15 protein-coding genes are annotated in these 15,811 nt (G+C 60.7%); all 15 read right to left on the bottom strand.

Annotated elements, in window-relative coordinates:
* Position 1: 1 nt before the first annotated feature.
* On the bottom strand, positions 2 to 820 hold the full coding sequence (gene lpxA / locus AMK02_RS09805; RefSeq protein WP_064802292.1) for an acyl-ACP--UDP-N-acetylglucosamine O-acyltransferase: 819 nt from the start codon (positions 818 to 820) through the stop codon (positions 2 to 4).
* On the bottom strand, positions 817 to 1,284 hold the full coding sequence (fabZ, locus tag AMK02_RS09800; protein WP_064802290.1) for a 3-hydroxyacyl-ACP dehydratase FabZ: 468 nt from the start codon (positions 1,282 to 1,284) through the stop codon (positions 817 to 819). The genes lpxA and fabZ overlap by 4 nt, the downstream gene beginning before the upstream one ends.
* Positions 1,277 to 2,341 (bottom strand): UDP-3-O-(3-hydroxymyristoyl)glucosamine N-acyltransferase, encoded by a 1,065-nt coding sequence (lpxD, locus tag AMK02_RS09795; RefSeq protein ID WP_064802288.1) that lies wholly within the window; start codon positions 2,339 to 2,341, stop codon positions 1,277 to 1,279. Before lpxD ends, fabZ begins: the two co-directional genes overlap by 8 nt.
* 50 nt (positions 2,342 to 2,391) lie before the next feature.
* The gene (bamA, locus tag AMK02_RS09790; protein WP_064802283.1) at positions 2,392 to 4,731 is read right to left on the bottom strand and encodes an outer membrane protein assembly factor BamA; all 2,340 of its coding nucleotides are present in this window, start codon (positions 4,729 to 4,731) and stop codon (positions 2,392 to 2,394) included.
* A gap of 202 nt (positions 4,732 to 4,933) precedes the next feature.
* Positions 4,934 to 6,061, bottom strand: a complete 1,128-nt coding sequence (gene rseP / locus AMK02_RS09785) for an RIP metalloprotease RseP (protein WP_064802281.1) — start codon at positions 6,059 to 6,061, stop codon at positions 4,934 to 4,936.
* Between the two features lie 27 nt (positions 6,062 to 6,088).
* Positions 6,089 to 6,919 (bottom strand): phosphatidate cytidylyltransferase, encoded by an 831-nt coding sequence (locus tag AMK02_RS09780; protein WP_064802276.1) that lies wholly within the window; start codon positions 6,917 to 6,919, stop codon positions 6,089 to 6,091.
* Positions 6,919 to 7,662, bottom strand: coding sequence for an isoprenyl transferase (locus AMK02_RS09775; protein WP_064802274.1), 744 nt, complete (start codon positions 7,660 to 7,662; stop codon positions 6,919 to 6,921). The genes AMK02_RS09780 and AMK02_RS09775 overlap by 1 nt, the downstream gene beginning before the upstream one ends.
* Before the next feature lie 37 nt (positions 7,663 to 7,699).
* Positions 7,700 to 8,260 (bottom strand): ribosome recycling factor, encoded by a 561-nt coding sequence (gene frr / locus AMK02_RS09770; protein ID WP_004678618.1) that lies wholly within the window; start codon positions 8,258 to 8,260, stop codon positions 7,700 to 7,702.
* Positions 8,261 to 8,423: 163 nt separating this feature from the next.
* Positions 8,424 to 9,146 (bottom strand): UMP kinase, encoded by a 723-nt coding sequence (gene pyrH / locus AMK02_RS09765; RefSeq protein WP_064802273.1) that lies wholly within the window; start codon positions 9,144 to 9,146, stop codon positions 8,424 to 8,426.
* 95 nt (positions 9,147 to 9,241) lie between these two features.
* The gene (gene tsf / locus AMK02_RS09760) at positions 9,242 to 10,168 is read right to left on the bottom strand and encodes a translation elongation factor Ts (protein WP_064802271.1); all 927 of its coding nucleotides are present in this window, start codon (positions 10,166 to 10,168) and stop codon (positions 9,242 to 9,244) included.
* A 237-nt stretch (positions 10,169 to 10,405) separates the two neighbouring features.
* Positions 10,406 to 11,173 (bottom strand): 30S ribosomal protein S2, encoded by a 768-nt coding sequence (gene rpsB, locus AMK02_RS09755; protein WP_003573382.1) that lies wholly within the window; start codon positions 11,171 to 11,173, stop codon positions 10,406 to 10,408.
* Between the two features lie 232 nt (positions 11,174 to 11,405).
* Positions 11,406 to 12,512: a substrate-binding domain-containing protein gene (locus AMK02_RS09750; protein ID WP_064802270.1), complete on the bottom strand. Its 1,107-nt coding sequence runs from the start codon at positions 12,510 to 12,512 to the stop codon at positions 11,406 to 11,408.
* A complete protein-coding gene (locus AMK02_RS09745; protein WP_064802268.1) occupies positions 12,512 to 13,129 on the bottom strand; it encodes a 5-bromo-4-chloroindolyl phosphate hydrolysis family protein in 618 nt (205 codons plus the stop codon). Before AMK02_RS09745 ends, AMK02_RS09750 begins: the two co-directional genes overlap by 1 nt.
* Before the next feature lie 7 nt (positions 13,130 to 13,136).
* Positions 13,137 to 14,705 carry a substrate-binding domain-containing protein gene (locus AMK02_RS09740; protein WP_064806105.1) on the bottom strand — a complete coding sequence of 523 codons (1,569 nt, stop codon included), beginning with the start codon at positions 14,703 to 14,705 and terminating at the stop codon, positions 13,137 to 13,139.
* Positions 14,706 to 14,719: 14 nt separating this feature from the next.
* Positions 14,720 to 15,796: a toxic anion resistance protein gene (locus AMK02_RS09735; protein WP_064802266.1), complete on the bottom strand. Its 1,077-nt coding sequence runs from the start codon at positions 15,794 to 15,796 to the stop codon at positions 14,720 to 14,722.
* Positions 15,797 to 15,811 lie beyond the last annotated feature (15 nt).

Here is a 15,811-nt window from a genome sequence, read left to right as displayed (position 1 = left end):
ACTAGCCCTTCTGCCCCCGCGTCGGCGAGGACAGTGCGCGGTCGCTCTCGGCTGCAATGAAGTCGAGGATCTGCACGACCTGCTCGCAATCGGCATATTCATCACGGATCGCGGCGGCGTTTTCGCGCACTGAGCCCGTTCCTTCGAAGATCGCCTTGTAGGCGCGGCGCACCCGGTGGATGACGGCGCGGTCGATGCCGGCCCGCGTCATGCCGACGACATTGAGGCCGCCCAGCAGACCGGGATTACCGTTCAGCATGCCATAGGGAATGACATCGTAACTCACCGCCGACAGGCCGCCGACAAAGGCGTGGCGGCCGACGCGGGTGAACTGGTGAACAGCCGAGCCGCCACCCAGGATGACGCGATCCTCGATGACGACATGGCCGGCGAGCATGACGTTGTTCGACATGATCACATGGTTGCCGACCCGGCAGTCATGCGCGACGTGAGAATTGGCAAGGAAAAGGTTGTTGTCGCCAACGATCGTCCGGCCGCCGAAATCGGCGGTGCCGGTGTTCATCGTCACACCTTCACGGATCGTGCAATTGGCGCCGACCGTCAGCGTCGTTTCCTCGCCGCCGTGATGCACGCTCTGAGGATCACCGCCGACGACGGCCATCGGAAAGATGCGCGTGCCCTTGCCGATCACGGTGCGGCCAGTGACGACCGCATGCGCCAGGAGCTCAACATTCGCATGCAGGTCGACATGCGGCCCGACATGGCAGAAAGGACCGATTTTGACGCCCTCGCCGATGGTAGCCCCGTCTTCGACGACAGCCATCGGATGAATACGGGCGCTTTCGGCGATATTGCTCATGCCTGATCCTTACGAACGATCATCGCGCCGATATCAGCTTCGGCGACAAGTGCGCCGTCAACCTTGGCGTCGCAATGGAATTTCCAGATATTGCCGCGTTGCTTGTTCTTCTTGACGTGGAATTCGACGCGGTCGCCGGGCACAACCGGCTTACGGAAGCGCGCATTCTCAATGGTCATGAAATAGACGAGGTTGCCGGTTTGACCTTCCTTCTTGGCGCAGATGGCACCCGCCGTCTGAGCCATACCCTCGATCAGCAAAACCCCGGGCATGATCGGCGCTTCCGGAAAATGGCCGGTGAAATGCGGTTCGTTCACCGTGACGTTCTTGATGCCGATTGCCGTGTTGTCGCCGTCGATCCCGATGATCTTGTCGACCATGAGAAACGGATAGCGATGCGGCAGCAGCTTCATGATCTCGGTAATATCAGCCGAAGAAAGCGTCGTCGTGGCTTCCTCAGTCATTTTGCTTGCCTCCAGGGTTCCTCCCGCGCAACTTGGACTTCGACACCTGTTGCGCGGCCTCTCTCAAATAGTCTTTTAGCGGACGGGCAGGTATACCGCCATATTGTCCGCCCGCGGCAAGGTCAGTCATGATACCGCTTTTGGCAGCTATCTGCACGCCATCGCCGATCGTCACATGTCCCTTGATTCCCACCTGGCCGCCGATCTGCACGCCATTGCCGATCTTCGTGCTGCCGGCGATGCCGACCTGCGAAACAATGGCGCAATGGCGGCCGATCTGGACGTTGTGGCCGATCTGGACCTGATTGTCGATCTTGGTCCCCTCGCCGATTACCGTGTCGTCCATGGCGCCGCGGTCGATGGTGGTGTTGGCGCCGATCTCAACATTGTCCTGGATGATCACCCGGCCGATCTGAACGATCTTGATCATGCCGCGCGGACCCGGTGCATAACCAAAACCGTCCTGGCCGATCCGAACGCCGTTGTGGATGATGACGCCATTGCCGATCAGCGCACAAAGAATGCTTGCTCCAGCCGCAATCGAACAATCCCGGCCGATCTTGACATTCGGGCCGATGACACTGTTCGCGCCGATACGCGTTCCCGCCCCGATCTCGGCATGCGCACCGATGACGGCCAACGGTTCGACGATCACGCCCTTTTCAAGTTTGGCGCTCGGATCGATCACTGCGCTCGCAGCAATCTCGCTTTCACCCGAAAGAGCGATCGGACGCAATGCTGCGGGATAGAACAGGCCGCCCGCCATTGCGAAGGCGGCATGCGGATTGGACGAGAAGATAACCGGAAGATGCGGAGGAATGAGATCGGCAAGCGCCTTGTCGCAGATCACCGCCGAGGCCTCGCAGGTCGCAAACTCCTCGCGATTACGGCGCGACAGGATATAGCAGACATCGCCCGCCCGCGCCCGGCTGATCGGTGCGACGGACCTGACGATGACATTGGCATGATCGGAATTGGCGAGTTCCGCCCCAAGAAACTCTGCCAGCTCAGCGAGCTTCAGACCTTCATGGGGCAGAAAAAAAACGTTTTGCTCCATCGGCAACGCTCCAGAACGGAATTGAGTCTTACAGTTCCGGACTGCCGATATCAGAATTGGTTGTTGATGCCAAACTTGAAGTTTTGCGTCTTGTCGAAGTCTTCCTTGAGGACCGGGATTGCGTAATCCAGACGCAATGAACCGAAAGGAGACTGCCAAACGACACCGACACCGACGGAAGCGCGCAGCGAGGCGTCTTCGCCCTCAATGCCGTCGCCCCTCAGGTCAACGTCATTGCCGAACAACGTGCCGGCGTCGGCGAAGACCGCGCCGCGCAGGTTGAAGTCGCGCGGGAAGCCCGGCATCGGGAAAGTCGCTTCGGCCGATGCGGTGAAGTATGTTGTACCGCCCAGCGGATCGTCGTTGTCACCCCTGACGCGCGGGCCGATACCCTTGTTCTCGAAGCCGCGAATGTCGCCATTGGTCAGCGTGAACTGGTCGAAGACATTCAGGTGCTCACCGAACCCGACGACATAACCTGCCGAAGCCGAAACCGAACCGATGATATCGGCATCGTCGGCGAGCAGGTGGTAGTAGCGGGCCTTGCCGTAGATCTTGTAGAACTGCGAGTCGCCCCCGAGGCCGGCAATTTCCTGCGTCGCCGTCGCATAGATGCCTTCGCGCGGCAGAACCGTGTCATCGAGCGTGTTGTAGGTCAGCGTCTGCGAGACGGAAGAACGTGTCCACGGGCTGTCCTCAACCAGGTGCTGATACGGAGCGGACAGATCGGAAAGATCGCTGTTGTCAGCGTCGTACTTCATCTGCTTGTAGTTATAGCGGAAAGTCGTCGCCAGATCTTCGGTGATCGGCGCCGTGACGCGCAGAACGACGCTGGTTTCCTCATAGTCGTAATTGTCGTTGCTCGACGTCTCGCTGTGGTTGACGTCGAAGCCCGCCGCCAGGCGGTAGCCGAGGAAATAGGGTTCGGTGAAGCTGACGCCGTAGGCGCGCGATCCTTCCTGGCCGCCGCCGGCCGAGATGCGGATGTACTGACCGCGACCAAGGAAGTTCTTTTCTTCGATCGATGCTTCGAGCAGCAGACCGTCGCCGCCAGCGGCATAACCCGCGCCGACACCGAACGAACCGGTCGACTGATCCTGCACGTCGACCACCACCACGACGCGGTCCGGGGAGCTGCCCGGCTGCGTGGAGATATTGACGGAAGAGAAGTAACCGAGCGCTTCCAGGCGGCGCTTGGCCTTGGTGATCATCTGCTGATTGAAGGCGTCGCCTTCGCTCATGTCGAATTCGCGGCGGATGACGTAATCGCGCGTACGGCTGTTGCCGCGGATCTCGATGCGCTCAACATAGGCGCGCTCGCCCTGGTCGACGAGATATTCGACGCCGATCGTGTTGTTGTTGAGGTCGCGGTTACCGCGCGGCGTGACGCGCGCAAAGGGATAACCGGCGGAGGCCACCTGATCGGAAATCGCTTCGATCGACTTCTGAACTTCCTTGGCGCTGTAGAGGTGGCCTTCTTTCGTGCGCACCAGCGGCAGCAGCTGATCCGAGCCGACGCCCTCGACGGTGGACTGCACGGTCACCGGTCCGAAATTGTAGCGCTGGCCCTCCTCGATATTGAAGGTGAGCGTGTATTTGTTGGTCGCCTCGTCAAAGCTGGCATCGGAAGAGACGATGCGCATGTCGGCATAGCCGCGATTGTAATAGAACTGGCGCAGCGCTTCTTCGTCTGCGTGGAGCTTGTCTTCGTTGTAGACGTCCTTGCGGGTCAGGAACGAAAGGAAGTTCGAACGCTTTGTCTGAATTACGGCAGCAAGGCGGCCGGCGCTATAGGCGTTGTTGCCGACGAAATTGATCGAATCGATCTTGGTGCGATCGCCCTCGTTGATGACAAAGGCGAGATTGACGCGGCCTTCGCCGAGCGGCACCACCTGCGTCGTCACCTCGACTTCGCTGCGGCCGGTGGCGGCATAGGCATCCTTGATCGCCTGGATGTCGGACTGGATCTGCGTGTCGCTGTAAGGACCGGCAGCATGCGTCTGGACGATCGTCGCGAGCTTGTCGTCCTTGATCTTGCGGTTGCCGTTGAAGACCACCTGATTGACGAGCTGAGCCTCCTGGACGTTGACGACGAGCGTGCCGCCGGAAACCGAAATCTTCACATCGGAGAAGTAGCCCGTGCCGTAAAGCTGTTTGACCGAGTTATCGATATCAGTGTTCGAGAAACTCTTGCCGGGCGTGATGGTGAGGTTCGACCGGACGGCTTCCGCGCCGACGCGGCTTGCGCCACGCACATCAATGCGCTGGATGACCGCGGCCTCGGCGGCCGTAGCGGAAACGAACGTCAAAGCACCTGCGCCCGAAGCAACAACACTAGCAGACAGCGCAATCGCCGATACTGCGTTCAAAAACTTTGAACCAGCCTTCATTTCACCTATTACCTTTTTTCCCTCGTCCCCGTCCCCGGGAGAACCCGATTCCGGTCACGTGTGTCGTTTTACCCGCTTTTGACATACAAGCAAGGGAGGGCGTTAATTTCTGTTTACTTCATTTCCAAGCGTGACCCATTCGCCACTACAGCCTTGAAACATCGTAAATAAATAGTAATTCCCTTGCCTTACGCGTTTACCTTCAGCTCAGGCTGATGTCGTTCCAGGTCGTGAAAACCATCAATGTCAATATCATTGCCAGGCCTATACGAAATGCAATTTCCTGTGCCTTGGCACCCAGCGGTTTTCCTCTGACCGCTTCCACCGCATAGAACATCAGGTGGCCGCCATCAAGTACCGGAACCGGCATCAGGTTAAGCAATCCTATCGAAACCGACAGCACCGCAGCAAGCTGCAACACTGCCCCCAGGCCAAGCTTCGCCATCTGGCCGGTAGCCTGCGCCACACGGATCGGTCCGCCCAGCTGATCGGCCCGCATCGATCCGCTGAAGATGTTGCCGATATATTTGAAGGTGTCCGTGACGATTTGCCCGCTGGCGATCACGCCCTCACGCAGCGCCTGGAGCGGAGTGTAGGTCTGCAGCCGGAAATTGCCGGAGTTCTTGTCGGTAGCGATGCCGATCTGACCGACTTCCATCTTGTTGCCGAACTGATCGGTCTGGTCGACGCGCTGCGGCACCATCGGCACATCAAGCTTCTGGCCGCCGCGCTCGACTGTAACGACAATCCTTTGGCCGGGGCGCATGCCGACATAGCGGCGCACATCTTCAAACGTCTCGACCTTGCCGCCATCGATGGCAACCAGGAGGTCGCCGGGAAGGATGCCGGCGGCGGCCGCCGAGCTCTCCGGCTTGACCTCGGCAACGACCGGGTCGGCGATCATGCGGCCATAGACGGTGAAGAGAACAGTAAAGATGGCGATCGCCAGCAGAAAATTGGCGATCGGACCTGCTGCGACGGTCGCGGCACGTTTCCACAGCTTGGCACCGGCAAAGGAGCGCGCCCTCTCCTCTTCGGACATGGCGGCAAGCTTGTCGCTGTCCGGTTTGCTCGACGCATCCTCGTCGCCAAAGAAGCGGACGTAACCGCCAAGCGGGATTACGGAGATCTTCCAGCGTGTTCCATGGCGGTCGGTGAAGCCGAATAGCTCGGGACCAAAGCCGACCGAAAAGGCAAGGATACGGATTCCGCTCCAGCGCCCGACAAGGTAATGGCCCATCTCATGCACGAAGACGAGCAGCGAGAGCACCAGGATGAAGGTGACGATATTCCCCATCACAAATGCGTATATGCCGGTCATCACGTCCATGGTTCCTTCCGTCGGGCTACCGCGTCATCAGAGGCCAAACAATGCCGCTCCGAGCGACGTCATGCCAGCTCCCTTTATCAGGGAAAATGATACAGCAAGCAAGAACGCAGCAAAACAGGCGAAAATCAGTCCGTCGACGCGGTCCATGACGCCGCCATGGCCCGGAATGAGACGGCTCGAATCCTTGACGCCGAATTTTCGCTTGATGAAGGATTCGAAAAGATCGCCCGACTGGCTGCAGATCGACAGGATGAGCGCCACGCCGGCGGCGACGACTTCGGTGCCCGGAAGGAGGAAATGGGCGAGAAGGACGCCGGCTGCGACCGCGAAAACGGCGCCGCCGATAGCGCCAGACCATGTCTTTCCCGGCGAGATCGACGGGGCAAGCTTCGGTCCGCGGAGCGCCCTGCCGACGAAATAGGCGAGGATATCGGTCGCCCAGACGACGGCAAAGACGAAAAGCATGGCGTAAAGACCGGGCTGGTCGTTGCCTCTGATCGCGGCGAGCGCCAGGCCTGTGGCGCCGGCATAGAAGAGGCCGACCGGCAGCCAGCGACTCGTGCCGTGCAGGATGATCAGGGCTATGCCGACGGCGGTGACGCCGGCCAGCATGCCGGCGGCGAATTCGAAATTGCCGACAAGCACGAGGAAGGCGATCGCCGCTTCGCCGATCCAACCGACCACATTGGCCACCCAATCCCGCGCAATGCCGGTTATCTTAGACCATTCATAGTAGATCAGCAGACCGATCACCACGGCCAAGGTGCGAAAGGCAAGGCCGCCATACCAGGTGGCGACAAGAACGATGACCGCGAGAATCAATCCTGAAACGATGCGGAGCTTCAATTCCCTCTGCATCAGGTGCCGACCGCGGCTGCCTGCGATGACAGGCCACCGAAGCGCCGGTCGCGGGAGGCGAATTTTTCCAGCGCGGAGCGGAAAATCTCCGGACTGAAATCGGGCCAATATTCCGGGATGAAGATGAATTCCGAATAGGCGGCCTGCCAAAGCAGGAAGTTGGAAAGCCGTTCCTCGCCGCTGGTGCGGATGATGAGATCCGGATCCGGGATGCCGGCCGTGTCGAGACGGGCGTTGATCAGCGCGGGGGTGATGTCCTGTGCCCGCAGGCGGCCGGACTCGACATCCCTCGCGAGACTCACGACGGCGCGCGAGATTTCATCACGCGAGCCGTAATTGAAGGCGATGACCAGCGTCAGCGCCGTGTTGTTCCTGGTGGTCTCCTCCGCCTCAAGCAGCAGGCCGAGAATGTCGCTGCGCAGGCTGTGGCGGTCGCCGATCACCTTGATGCGTACATTCTGGCGATGAAGCTCGGCAAGGTCGCGACGAATGAAAGCCTTGAGCAGACCGAGCAGATCGGAAACCTCGGCTTCGGGCCGGCGCCAGTTCTCCGAGGAGAAGGCGAAGAGGGTGAGATATTTTATGCCGGCCGCGCCGGCAGCGCGTACTGTCTCGCGGACCGCCTCGACGCCCTTGCGATGGCCCATCGTGCGCGGCAAGCCGCGCTGCTTGGCCCAACGGCCATTGCCGTCCATGATGATGGCAACATGCTCTGGCACAGTCACAAATACAGATTCCGACATTTCCCGTCCGGTCTTTCCAGGCAAAGGCACAGGTCCACTAGACCTGCATGATTTCCTTTTCCTTCTCGCCAAGCAAGCGGTCGATTTCGGAAATCGTCTCGTCCGTCATCTTCTGTACGCGTTCGGATTGCGCACGGCTCTCGTCCTGGCCGATTACACCGTCCTTTTCGGCTTTCTTGAGGCCGTCCATGCCGTCACGGCGGACATGGCGAATCGCGACCTTGCTCTTTTCGGCATAGTCGTGCGCCACCTTGACGAGCGACTTGCGGCGCTCCTCGTTCAATTCCGGCAGCGGAATGCGCAGGCTCTGGCCGTCGACGATCGGGTTGAGGCCGAGATTGGATTCGCGGATGCCGCGTTCGACGGCGCTGACCATCGACTTGTCCCAGACGGAAACCGTCAGCATACGCGGCTCGGGCACGGTGATGTTGGCGACCTGATTCAAGGGCACGCGCGAACCATAGGCCTCGATCGTGACCGGATCGAGGATGTTGGCCGAAGCACGGCCGGTGCGCAGCGATGCGATGTCGCTCTTGAATGCGGAGACCGCGCCGTCCATCCGGCGCTTCAGTTCCTTGATATCGATACCTTCACTCATGTTGATGCTCCCGTTTAGAGCGATGCCGAAAAGTCAGCGGTTTTCGGAACGTCTCAGGCTCTAATTCTTTAATGTAGAACATGTTTCAGATTTCAGGCCAACCGGACCTAAAGCTCAATCATGTTCTAGCGAGGGCTGCGCCGAAACCGCGGCGCGGCTTGTATCAGTTGTCGGAGACGATGGTCTTGAGGCCACCGCCCGTCAAGATTTCAGCAAAACCACCCTTCTCGTGGATCGAGAAGACGATGATCGGAATGGAATTTTCCCTGGCAAGCGCCACGGCGGCAACGTCCATCACCGCAAGCCCCCTGTCCAGCACTTCTTGGTGCGTCAGGCGGTCGAAGCGGGTCGCATCGGGATATTTCTTCGGGTCGGCGGTGTAGATGCCGTCCACCTGCGTGCCCTTGAAGATCGCTTGCGCGCCCATTTCGGCGGCGCGCAGCGCGGCGGCGGAATCGGTGGTGAAGAAAGGATTGCCGGTGCCGCCGGCAAAGATCACCACGCGTCCCATCGACAGATGATAAAGGGTCGCTCGCTGCGAGAAACTTTCGCAGATTTCCGGCATGGAGATGGCCGAAAGCACCACCGTATCGATGTTCAGCTTGCGCAGCGAGGTTGCGAGCGCCAGCGCGTTGATGATGGTGCCGAGCATGCCCATATGGTCGCCGGTCACCCGGTCGCCACCTTTGGATGCGACTGCGACACCACGGAAGATATTGCCGCCACCGACGACGACGCCGACTTCCACGCCCATATGCCTTGCCTCGGCGATATCGGATGCAATGCGATCCGCCACCGTGACATCGATCCCGAAACCCTGGCCACCCATGAGCGCTTCGCCGGAAGCCTTGAGCAGAACGCGTTTATAGACAGGCTCTAAAGACATCTTGGCTCCTCGTAAATTGCCGTGAATGCCCGATACACGAAGGGCACCGCGTTGTCACGCGATGCCCTGGCGTTTTCCCAATTATGGCTGAAAGATCAACCCTTGACGGCAGCCGCAACTTCAGCTGCGAAATCGGTCTCTTCCTTCTCGACGCCTTCGCCGAGCAGGAGACGTGCCATGCCGGCAACTTCGATCGGGGCGCCGACGGCCTTTTCAGCTTCCTTGATAGCGGCTGCGACGGTGAGATCCGGATTGATGACGAAAGACTGCGAGAGAAGAGCGACTTCCTCGAAGAACTTGCGCATGCGGCCTTCGACCATCTTTTCGATGATGTTGTCGGGCTTGCCCGAAGCGCGCGACTGCTCGATGAAGACGTTGCGTTCGCGTTCGGCGACGGCAGCATCGACTTCTTCCGGGCGGATCGCCAGCGGCGCGGTCGCTGCAATGTGCATGGCGACCTGGCGGCCGATTGCGTTCAGGGCTTCCTTGTCACCGGTCGACTTCAGGGCGACGAGAACGCCGAGCTTGCCGAGGCCGTCGGAAACCGCATTGTGGATATAGGTGGCGACGACGCCGTCCTCGACGGAGAGAGCGATCGAACGGCGCAGGTTCATGTTTTCGCCGATCGTTGCGATCGCATCCTTGATCGTGTCGGAAACGGACTTGCCGGATGCCGGATAGGTCGCGGCAGCCACGGCGTCGACCGTGCCGTCAGTGGAAACGGCGACCTTGGCGATGCCGCGGACGAGATCCTGGAAGGCATCGTTACGGGCGACGAAGTCGGTTTCGGAGTTGACTTCGACGACGACGGCCTTCGTGCCTTGGCTCGAAACGCCCACGAGGCCTTCAGCGGCGGTGCGGCCCGACTTCTTGTCGGCCTTGGCGATGCCTTTGGCGCGCAGCCAGTCGATCGCCGCTTCCATGTCGCCGCTGGTTTCAGCAAGAGCCTTCTTGCAGTCCATCATGCCTGCGCCTGTCTTTTCGCGCAGTTCCTTCACCATTGCAGCCGTAATCTCGCTCATTATCTTCCTCTTGTCGGTTCAAACGGTGGACCGCAAAGCGGCGCGACACCGGATTGAGGCACGAAATGTACCTGTATGTATGACAGCGTGATGAAGACGCGCCATAACGAAACTTTACTGGCGGAGCGCCTGACGCCTCCGCCTTGAAACAGGTAAGGCCGCCGAACTTCGATGAGTCGCGAGCGGCCTTCCCAGTCTATGCAAGCTTCGACGGAGTTTTGTCTCCGCCCGCCTTCATCAGCCTTCGGCTGCTTCCTCGAGAGCCGGCTCGACCGGAACTTCGGAAGATGCGCCGAGATCACGGCCGGAAGAGCTCTGCTGGCGCGCAATGCCGTCGATGGCAGCGCGGGAGATCAGCTCGCAGTACAGGGCGATGGCGCGCGATGCGTCGTCGTTGCCCGGGATCGGATAGTCGATCAGGTCCGGATCGCAGTTCGAATCGATGATGGCGACGACCGGGATGCCGAGGCGCTTGGCTTCGTCGATCGCGATCTTTTCCTTGTTGGTGTCGATGATGAACATCAGGTCGGGCGTGCCGCCCATATCGCGAATACCGCCGAGAGCCTTGTCGAGCTTTTCACGCTCGCGCTCGAGGTTGAGGCGTTCCTTCTTGGTGAAGCCCTGGGCTTCGCCGTTGAGGATCTCGTCGAGTTTGCGCAGGCGCTGGATCGAATTGGAGATCGTCTTCCAGTTCGTCATCATGCCGCCGAGCCAACGCGAGTTGACGTAGTACTGTGCCGAGCGCTTGGCGCTGTCGGCGATGATTTCGGACGCCTGGCGCTTGGTACCGACGAAGAGAACGCGGCCGCCGCGGGCGACGGTGTCGCTGACGACCTGAAGAGCGCGCGACAGCATCGGAACCGTCTGGGCCAGATCGATGATGTGAATGTTGTTGCGATCGCCGAAGATATACGGCTTCATCTTCGGGTTCCAGCGATGGGTCTGGTGGCCGAAGTGGACGCCTGCTTCAAGAAGCTGACGCATAGAAAAATCAGGCAATGCCATGCCTTGTTACTCCTTTTCCGGTTGAACCTCCGCAAGACGAACAGCACCCTCTTCGAGAATGCCACCGGCGGAACAGCCCGGATTTCTCCCGGACGATCCCAAGCCTTACGTGTGGAATGCCGGTGCCCATACATTCGGTTCGGCATAAAAGCAAGGAAAACATTCCATTCGGCCTAAAAACAAGGATCATGCCGAACTTCCGGCCGACTGCCCTGCCCTGAAAACGCGCCGCTCAGCTTGCCAGCGTCGGCAGCAGCGCCAGCATGACGCCGGCGTCGGGCATCGGCAGGACGGCGTCGATCTCGGCGGGCAGCAGGCTGGCGATTGCGCTGTCGGCGTTTCCGGTCGCCGTCCCCAGCGGACCGCGGAAGCCGTGTCGCGTCCAGGCGAGTTCCTGCAACCGCGGGCTGATCAGCGCCTCGATCAGCCGATTGGCATTTTCATCAACGACGATCAGCGGATGCGAGGAGTAAACGGTCGGGCGCGGATAGAGCACGACCGGCTTCGCGCTTGCGCTCGTCTTGATGCGGTCCCAGCGTTCTGGATCGGCGAGGATCCATTCGACCAGCTGATTCTCGTAGCCGACGATCATCGGTTCGCCGCCGAGGCCGCCTGCCAGATACTGCTCGAAAAGCTTGCCTGATGACGGCGACTTGAAGCCCATATTGCGGAAGATCGCCTGGACCTTGCCGCCTGATGCGGAAAGATCAGCCGTTGTCGCGACATTGCCGCTAAAAAGGCTCAGCACGAGGCCGGCAAACATGAAGCCGGAATTGGAGCGGTTGGGATCGGTCGAGACGATGCGGGCGCGTCCATAGAGCGAGTTGACACCCAGCTTCGACCAGTCGGCGCCGGACAGGATCGCGTCGAGCAGCGCCTTGAGATCGAGCTGATGGTGGCCGTCCTTCGTGACCGTTACCAATCCCGCCTTCGTCAGCCCATCGACCACCGGTTGCCAGGAATAGACGACGATCGGCGTGTTCAGTACGACGCGGTCGTTGCGGACACCGATCCCGTTCTGTCTGGCGATATCGACCATGATCGAGGAGGACGGCCAGAGGAATTGCGGATGCTGCGACAGCAGCGCCTGTTCGCGCACCATCTCGACGGAGCCGGCGACGCGGCTGTCCATCGTCAACCCGTATGCGCCAAGCGCTTTGATCACGTCGGGGTCGGCGACGAAGGCCTCCTTTTCGCCGCCGACGAAGCCGAAGAACGTCGTGCGGGCGCCAAGCAGGCCCTGCAATTCCGGCCGGTCCCGGACAGCGAAATAACCGCCGGTGCCGACGATGCCGGCTCCAAGCAACCCCACTCCGAAGGCGCGACGAGAAAGGGCCATCAGCGTCCAATATCCTCTTTGAGCGATGCCTGGATGAGGCGCAGGTCGGTGTCGAGCGTGCCAAGTTCCTCGTCGACCAAGCTGTCGGCGTAATGAATAAACGCCTCCTCGAGCTTCACCAGAACGCCGCGCACCTCCCCCAATTGCTTCGGATCGGGAACACGCTTGGCTTCGATCACGGCAAAACCTTCCGCCACCTCGGCGGCACGCGGCAGATAATAGGAGAGAAACCGGCGAACGGCGTTGGCGCTTTCGGGCTTGGCCTCGACCTTGCGAAAGACATCGGCGGCGATTTCGGCAAGATGCCGGGCAGCGGCGGCCGCAGACTTGTCAACGATCGCATCGGCGGCGGTCTCCAGCCTCTCAGCAAAGGGAACGGCCGCCTCCAGGAGGTCGCGGGCAAAGGCGACCCGCCCGCTGCCGATGCGCTTGAGATCGACACCTTCGAACAGCCGGCGCGGCGCGAGCAGAATGACGAGCCCGGCAAAGACCAGAAGGGCGATGATGGCGGCGATCCAGAAGGGCATGCCGGCGGCAAGGCTCAACAGCGGCACGGTGATCGCCGCGGCCAGTCCCGCCACGATCCAGTTGCCGTCATTGCCGAGCCAATTGTGCATGCTCGTCCTAATTATAGCCGCGCGCGGTGCGGAAGGCGGTGGCGAGATCGGAACCGCCGTCGAACACGCGCGCCGAGGTCAGCTTGGCAAGGCTGTCAAGCTGGGTCTTGTCGGCGTCGCCGAATGTGATGCCGAAGATCGGCACGTGCGGCTCGGTCGCGTTCCATTCGCTTATGAAGGCCTGGCTTCGATCGTCTGACTTGCCGTCGGTCATGATGACGACGGCAGGCAGATAAGTCGAGAGCTTGTCGGTTCCGGCGATCTGCTGCAGAGCCCGTTCGGCGCAGGCATACATATCAGTGCCGCCGCCCGCTCTTTGCAGCGAAATCTCCTTCAGCAAGCCTTCCTGCTCCAGCGGGTTTCCGCTTGCCATGAAGGCGTTGCGCACGCTGCCGTCGAAGGGAATGACGATGATCTGGTCGGCGGGTGACCATTGCACCAGCACCTTGCTCGCCTCATCTGGCGTCAGCAGGAAACGCATCGCCTTCTGCAACTGGTCCTCGCCATTACCCTGCATCGAGCCGGAAAAATCGAGGCAGAGCGCCGTCAGAGACGGTTTGCGCAGCGCCGCCTGGTAAAGGGTGAGCGCCTGGCGGATGACGCCGGGCTCCGGCATGCGGATTGCCGTCACCAGCCGGGCGGGATCGAAATTCCACTTCGGCTCCGGCTTGGCGGCAACGCCGGTCAGCGGGATGCGCCGGCCGGTATCGGCGATGCGCTGCTGCACGGGGCCTGAGCTCAAATAGGCAAGCAGATCGTTGAAGAAGCTCTGGACTTCGGGCCCGCGGCCATGATCGACGAAACCGATCGGCGAATCCGCCATGGCGACACCATCGGCCGGATAGATCGCGTAAAGCGGCTCCCGCGACAGGGCGGCCAGCTTGTCGTTGGTTTCCTTCAGCACCGCCTCGTAATTCCACATCGCGTCGTAGACGGTGCCCTTGCCGGCGGAATCGACATAGAGATCGGCAAGCCAGCCCGATGAGCCGGAAGAGCGCACGACGCCTGAAAGCAGCGCCCTGACGCTGTCCTGGACGTTCTTGTCATCGAGATCGCCGGGCTCGATCACCGGCTTGTTGCCGAGCGCGCTCGACAGCATGGCGAGATAGGCGCTGGCGCCGGAATTGGATTGCGTCGCCGAAGTCATCAGGAATTTCAGCGATCCGCTCTGAACGGCAGCCAGAATGTCCTTCGTGAACACCTCCCTGCCGACCCAGCCGAGTTCCTCGGCCTTCGACCTGCGCACCCCCAATACCACGGGCGTCTGCGCGATCGAGGTCAAGTTCTTGACGCGGCGCCTGGTGTCGAACATGTCGACCCAGACGCTGGAGGCCGGCCAGACAGCATCCTGTGCGACGCCCTGGTCGCTCTGCAGCGCCAGGCCGATATCGAGCGTGCCTTCGTATTTGAAGGTGCAGGTGGCGTTCTTCTGCTTGCAGAATTCCTCGACGATCGGCTGCAGGACGGTGTTCTCCGAGCCTGATACGATGGAGAACTCCGGCCCTTGGTCGAAGGGATTGCAGCCGGCAAGGGCCAGAGCGGCAAGAAGTGCCAGACCTGAGAGCAGCGCTCGCATCGTCATCCTGTCGATCACGCCTCAGTCATCGCCTTCTTGAGCTCGATCGTCATCTGCTCCATCTGCTGCTCGGCGAGCGCCCGCTTCCGACGTCCCTCCTCCTGAACCCGAAGCACGCCTGAGATCGTATCGATCAGATCCCTGTTCGCCTTGGCGAGGGTGTCGATATCAACGATGCCGCGCTGCGACTGCTGCTCGATTGATATCGCCTGGCCCTTCATCATCTCTGATGCCTGGCGGATCATGTCGTTGGTGGCGTCCGTTACCGCCTTCTGCAGGTCGAGCGCCGATTTCTGCCGCGTCAGGCCAAGCAGAATCACCATCTTCTGCTTCCATGCCGGCACCGTCAGCGCAGACGTCGCCTGCAGGTTCTCGATCAGCGTCTCGTCGCCTGCCTGAACGATGCGGATTTGCGGCAATTGCTGAATGCCGAGCTGACGCGCCTGCTGCAGGTAGAAGACCCGTTTTTCCAGCCGATCAAGCGCCTGCAAGCTGTCCTGATAGGTCTGCGCCTCCAGCATGCCGCCGCCCGGGCCGGTCGTCGCCGCTTCGGCTTGCGCCTTCAGCTTCGGCAGGTCGACGCTGCGGAAACGTTCGGCGAAGGTTTTGCCGGCCTCAACATAAGAATCGAGCCGTGTGATCGATTGCCTGGTTTCCTCATGCAGGTCGTCGAGCAGCGCGATGTCGCGCCTCAGCGTGTCCTTGTGACGGTCGAGCTCCAGGCCGATCCGGTCGATCTGGCCGGCGACGTCCTCGAACTCCTGCTTAAAGCGTTCGAGCCGCGCTTTTGCGGAGAGGAACATGCGGCTGAGGAAGCCTTTGTCTTTCAGCGATGCCGGATCGAGGCTCTTCGACTTGAGGATGATGTCGGTCAGCAGGCGACCGACCTCGCCGAGATCCTTGTTGCGGACCTCGCGCAGGATCCTGTCGGCATAATCGCTGACAGCCTGCTGGGCGCGGTCGCCGTAGACCGAAATGCCGGCTCGATCGGTGATATCGATGCTATCGGAAATGCGGGCAACTTCCGCCGGATCGGCGGCGACAACCGGCAGGGCGGCGTTCTGTACAGTCGCGAGATCGGTATCGGCCATAGTGAGGCTTTCCAG

Source organism: Rhizobium sp. N731 (genome assembly GCF_001664145.1).
Taxonomy (GTDB): domain Bacteria; phylum Pseudomonadota; class Alphaproteobacteria; order Rhizobiales; family Rhizobiaceae; genus Rhizobium; species Rhizobium esperanzae.
The sequence above is the reverse complement of the archived record's forward strand: the minus strand, read 5'-3'. Positions and strand labels throughout refer to the sequence as shown.

Coding starts and splice junctions, on each gene's coding strand:
- rpsB (WP_003573382.1), bottom strand. CDS start 11,173: ATGGCATTGCCTGATTTTTCTATGCGTCAGCTTCTTGAAGCAGGCGTC.
- tsf (WP_064802271.1), bottom strand. CDS start 10,168: ATGAGCGAGATTACGGCTGCAATGGTGAAGGAACTGCGCGAAAAGACA.
- AMK02_RS09780 (WP_064802276.1), bottom strand. CDS start 6,919: ATGCAGAGGGAATTGAAGCTCCGCATCGTTTCAGGATTGATTCTCGCG.
- pyrH (WP_064802273.1), bottom strand. CDS start 9,146: ATGTCTTTAGAGCCTGTCTATAAACGCGTTCTGCTCAAGGCTTCCGGC.
- AMK02_RS09735 (WP_064802266.1), bottom strand. CDS start 15,796: ATGGCCGATACCGATCTCGCGACTGTACAGAACGCCGCCCTGCCGGTT.
- frr (WP_004678618.1), bottom strand. CDS start 8,260: ATGAGTGAAGGTATCGATATCAAGGAACTGAAGCGCCGGATGGACGGC.
- lpxD (WP_064802288.1), bottom strand. CDS start 2,341: ATGGAGCAAAACGTTTTTTTTCTGCCCCATGAAGGTCTGAAGCTCGCT.
- fabZ (WP_064802290.1), bottom strand. CDS start 1,284: ATGACTGAGGAAGCCACGACGACGCTTTCTTCGGCTGATATTACCGAG.
- AMK02_RS09745 (WP_064802268.1), bottom strand. CDS start 13,129: ATGCACAATTGGCTCGGCAATGACGGCAACTGGATCGTGGCGGGACTG.
- bamA (WP_064802283.1), bottom strand. CDS start 4,731: ATGAAGGCTGGTTCAAAGTTTTTGAACGCAGTATCGGCGATTGCGCTG.
- lpxA (WP_064802292.1), bottom strand. CDS start 820: ATGAGCAATATCGCCGAAAGCGCCCGTATTCATCCGATGGCTGTCGTC.
- AMK02_RS09740 (WP_064806105.1), bottom strand. CDS start 14,705: ATGCGAGCGCTGCTCTCAGGTCTGGCACTTCTTGCCGCTCTGGCCCTT.
- AMK02_RS09750 (WP_064802270.1), bottom strand. CDS start 12,512: ATGGCCCTTTCTCGTCGCGCCTTCGGAGTGGGGTTGCTTGGAGCCGGC.
- AMK02_RS09775 (WP_064802274.1), bottom strand. CDS start 7,662: ATGTCGGAATCTGTATTTGTGACTGTGCCAGAGCATGTTGCCATCATC.
- rseP (WP_064802281.1), bottom strand. CDS start 6,061: ATGGACGTGATGACCGGCATATACGCATTTGTGATGGGGAATATCGTC.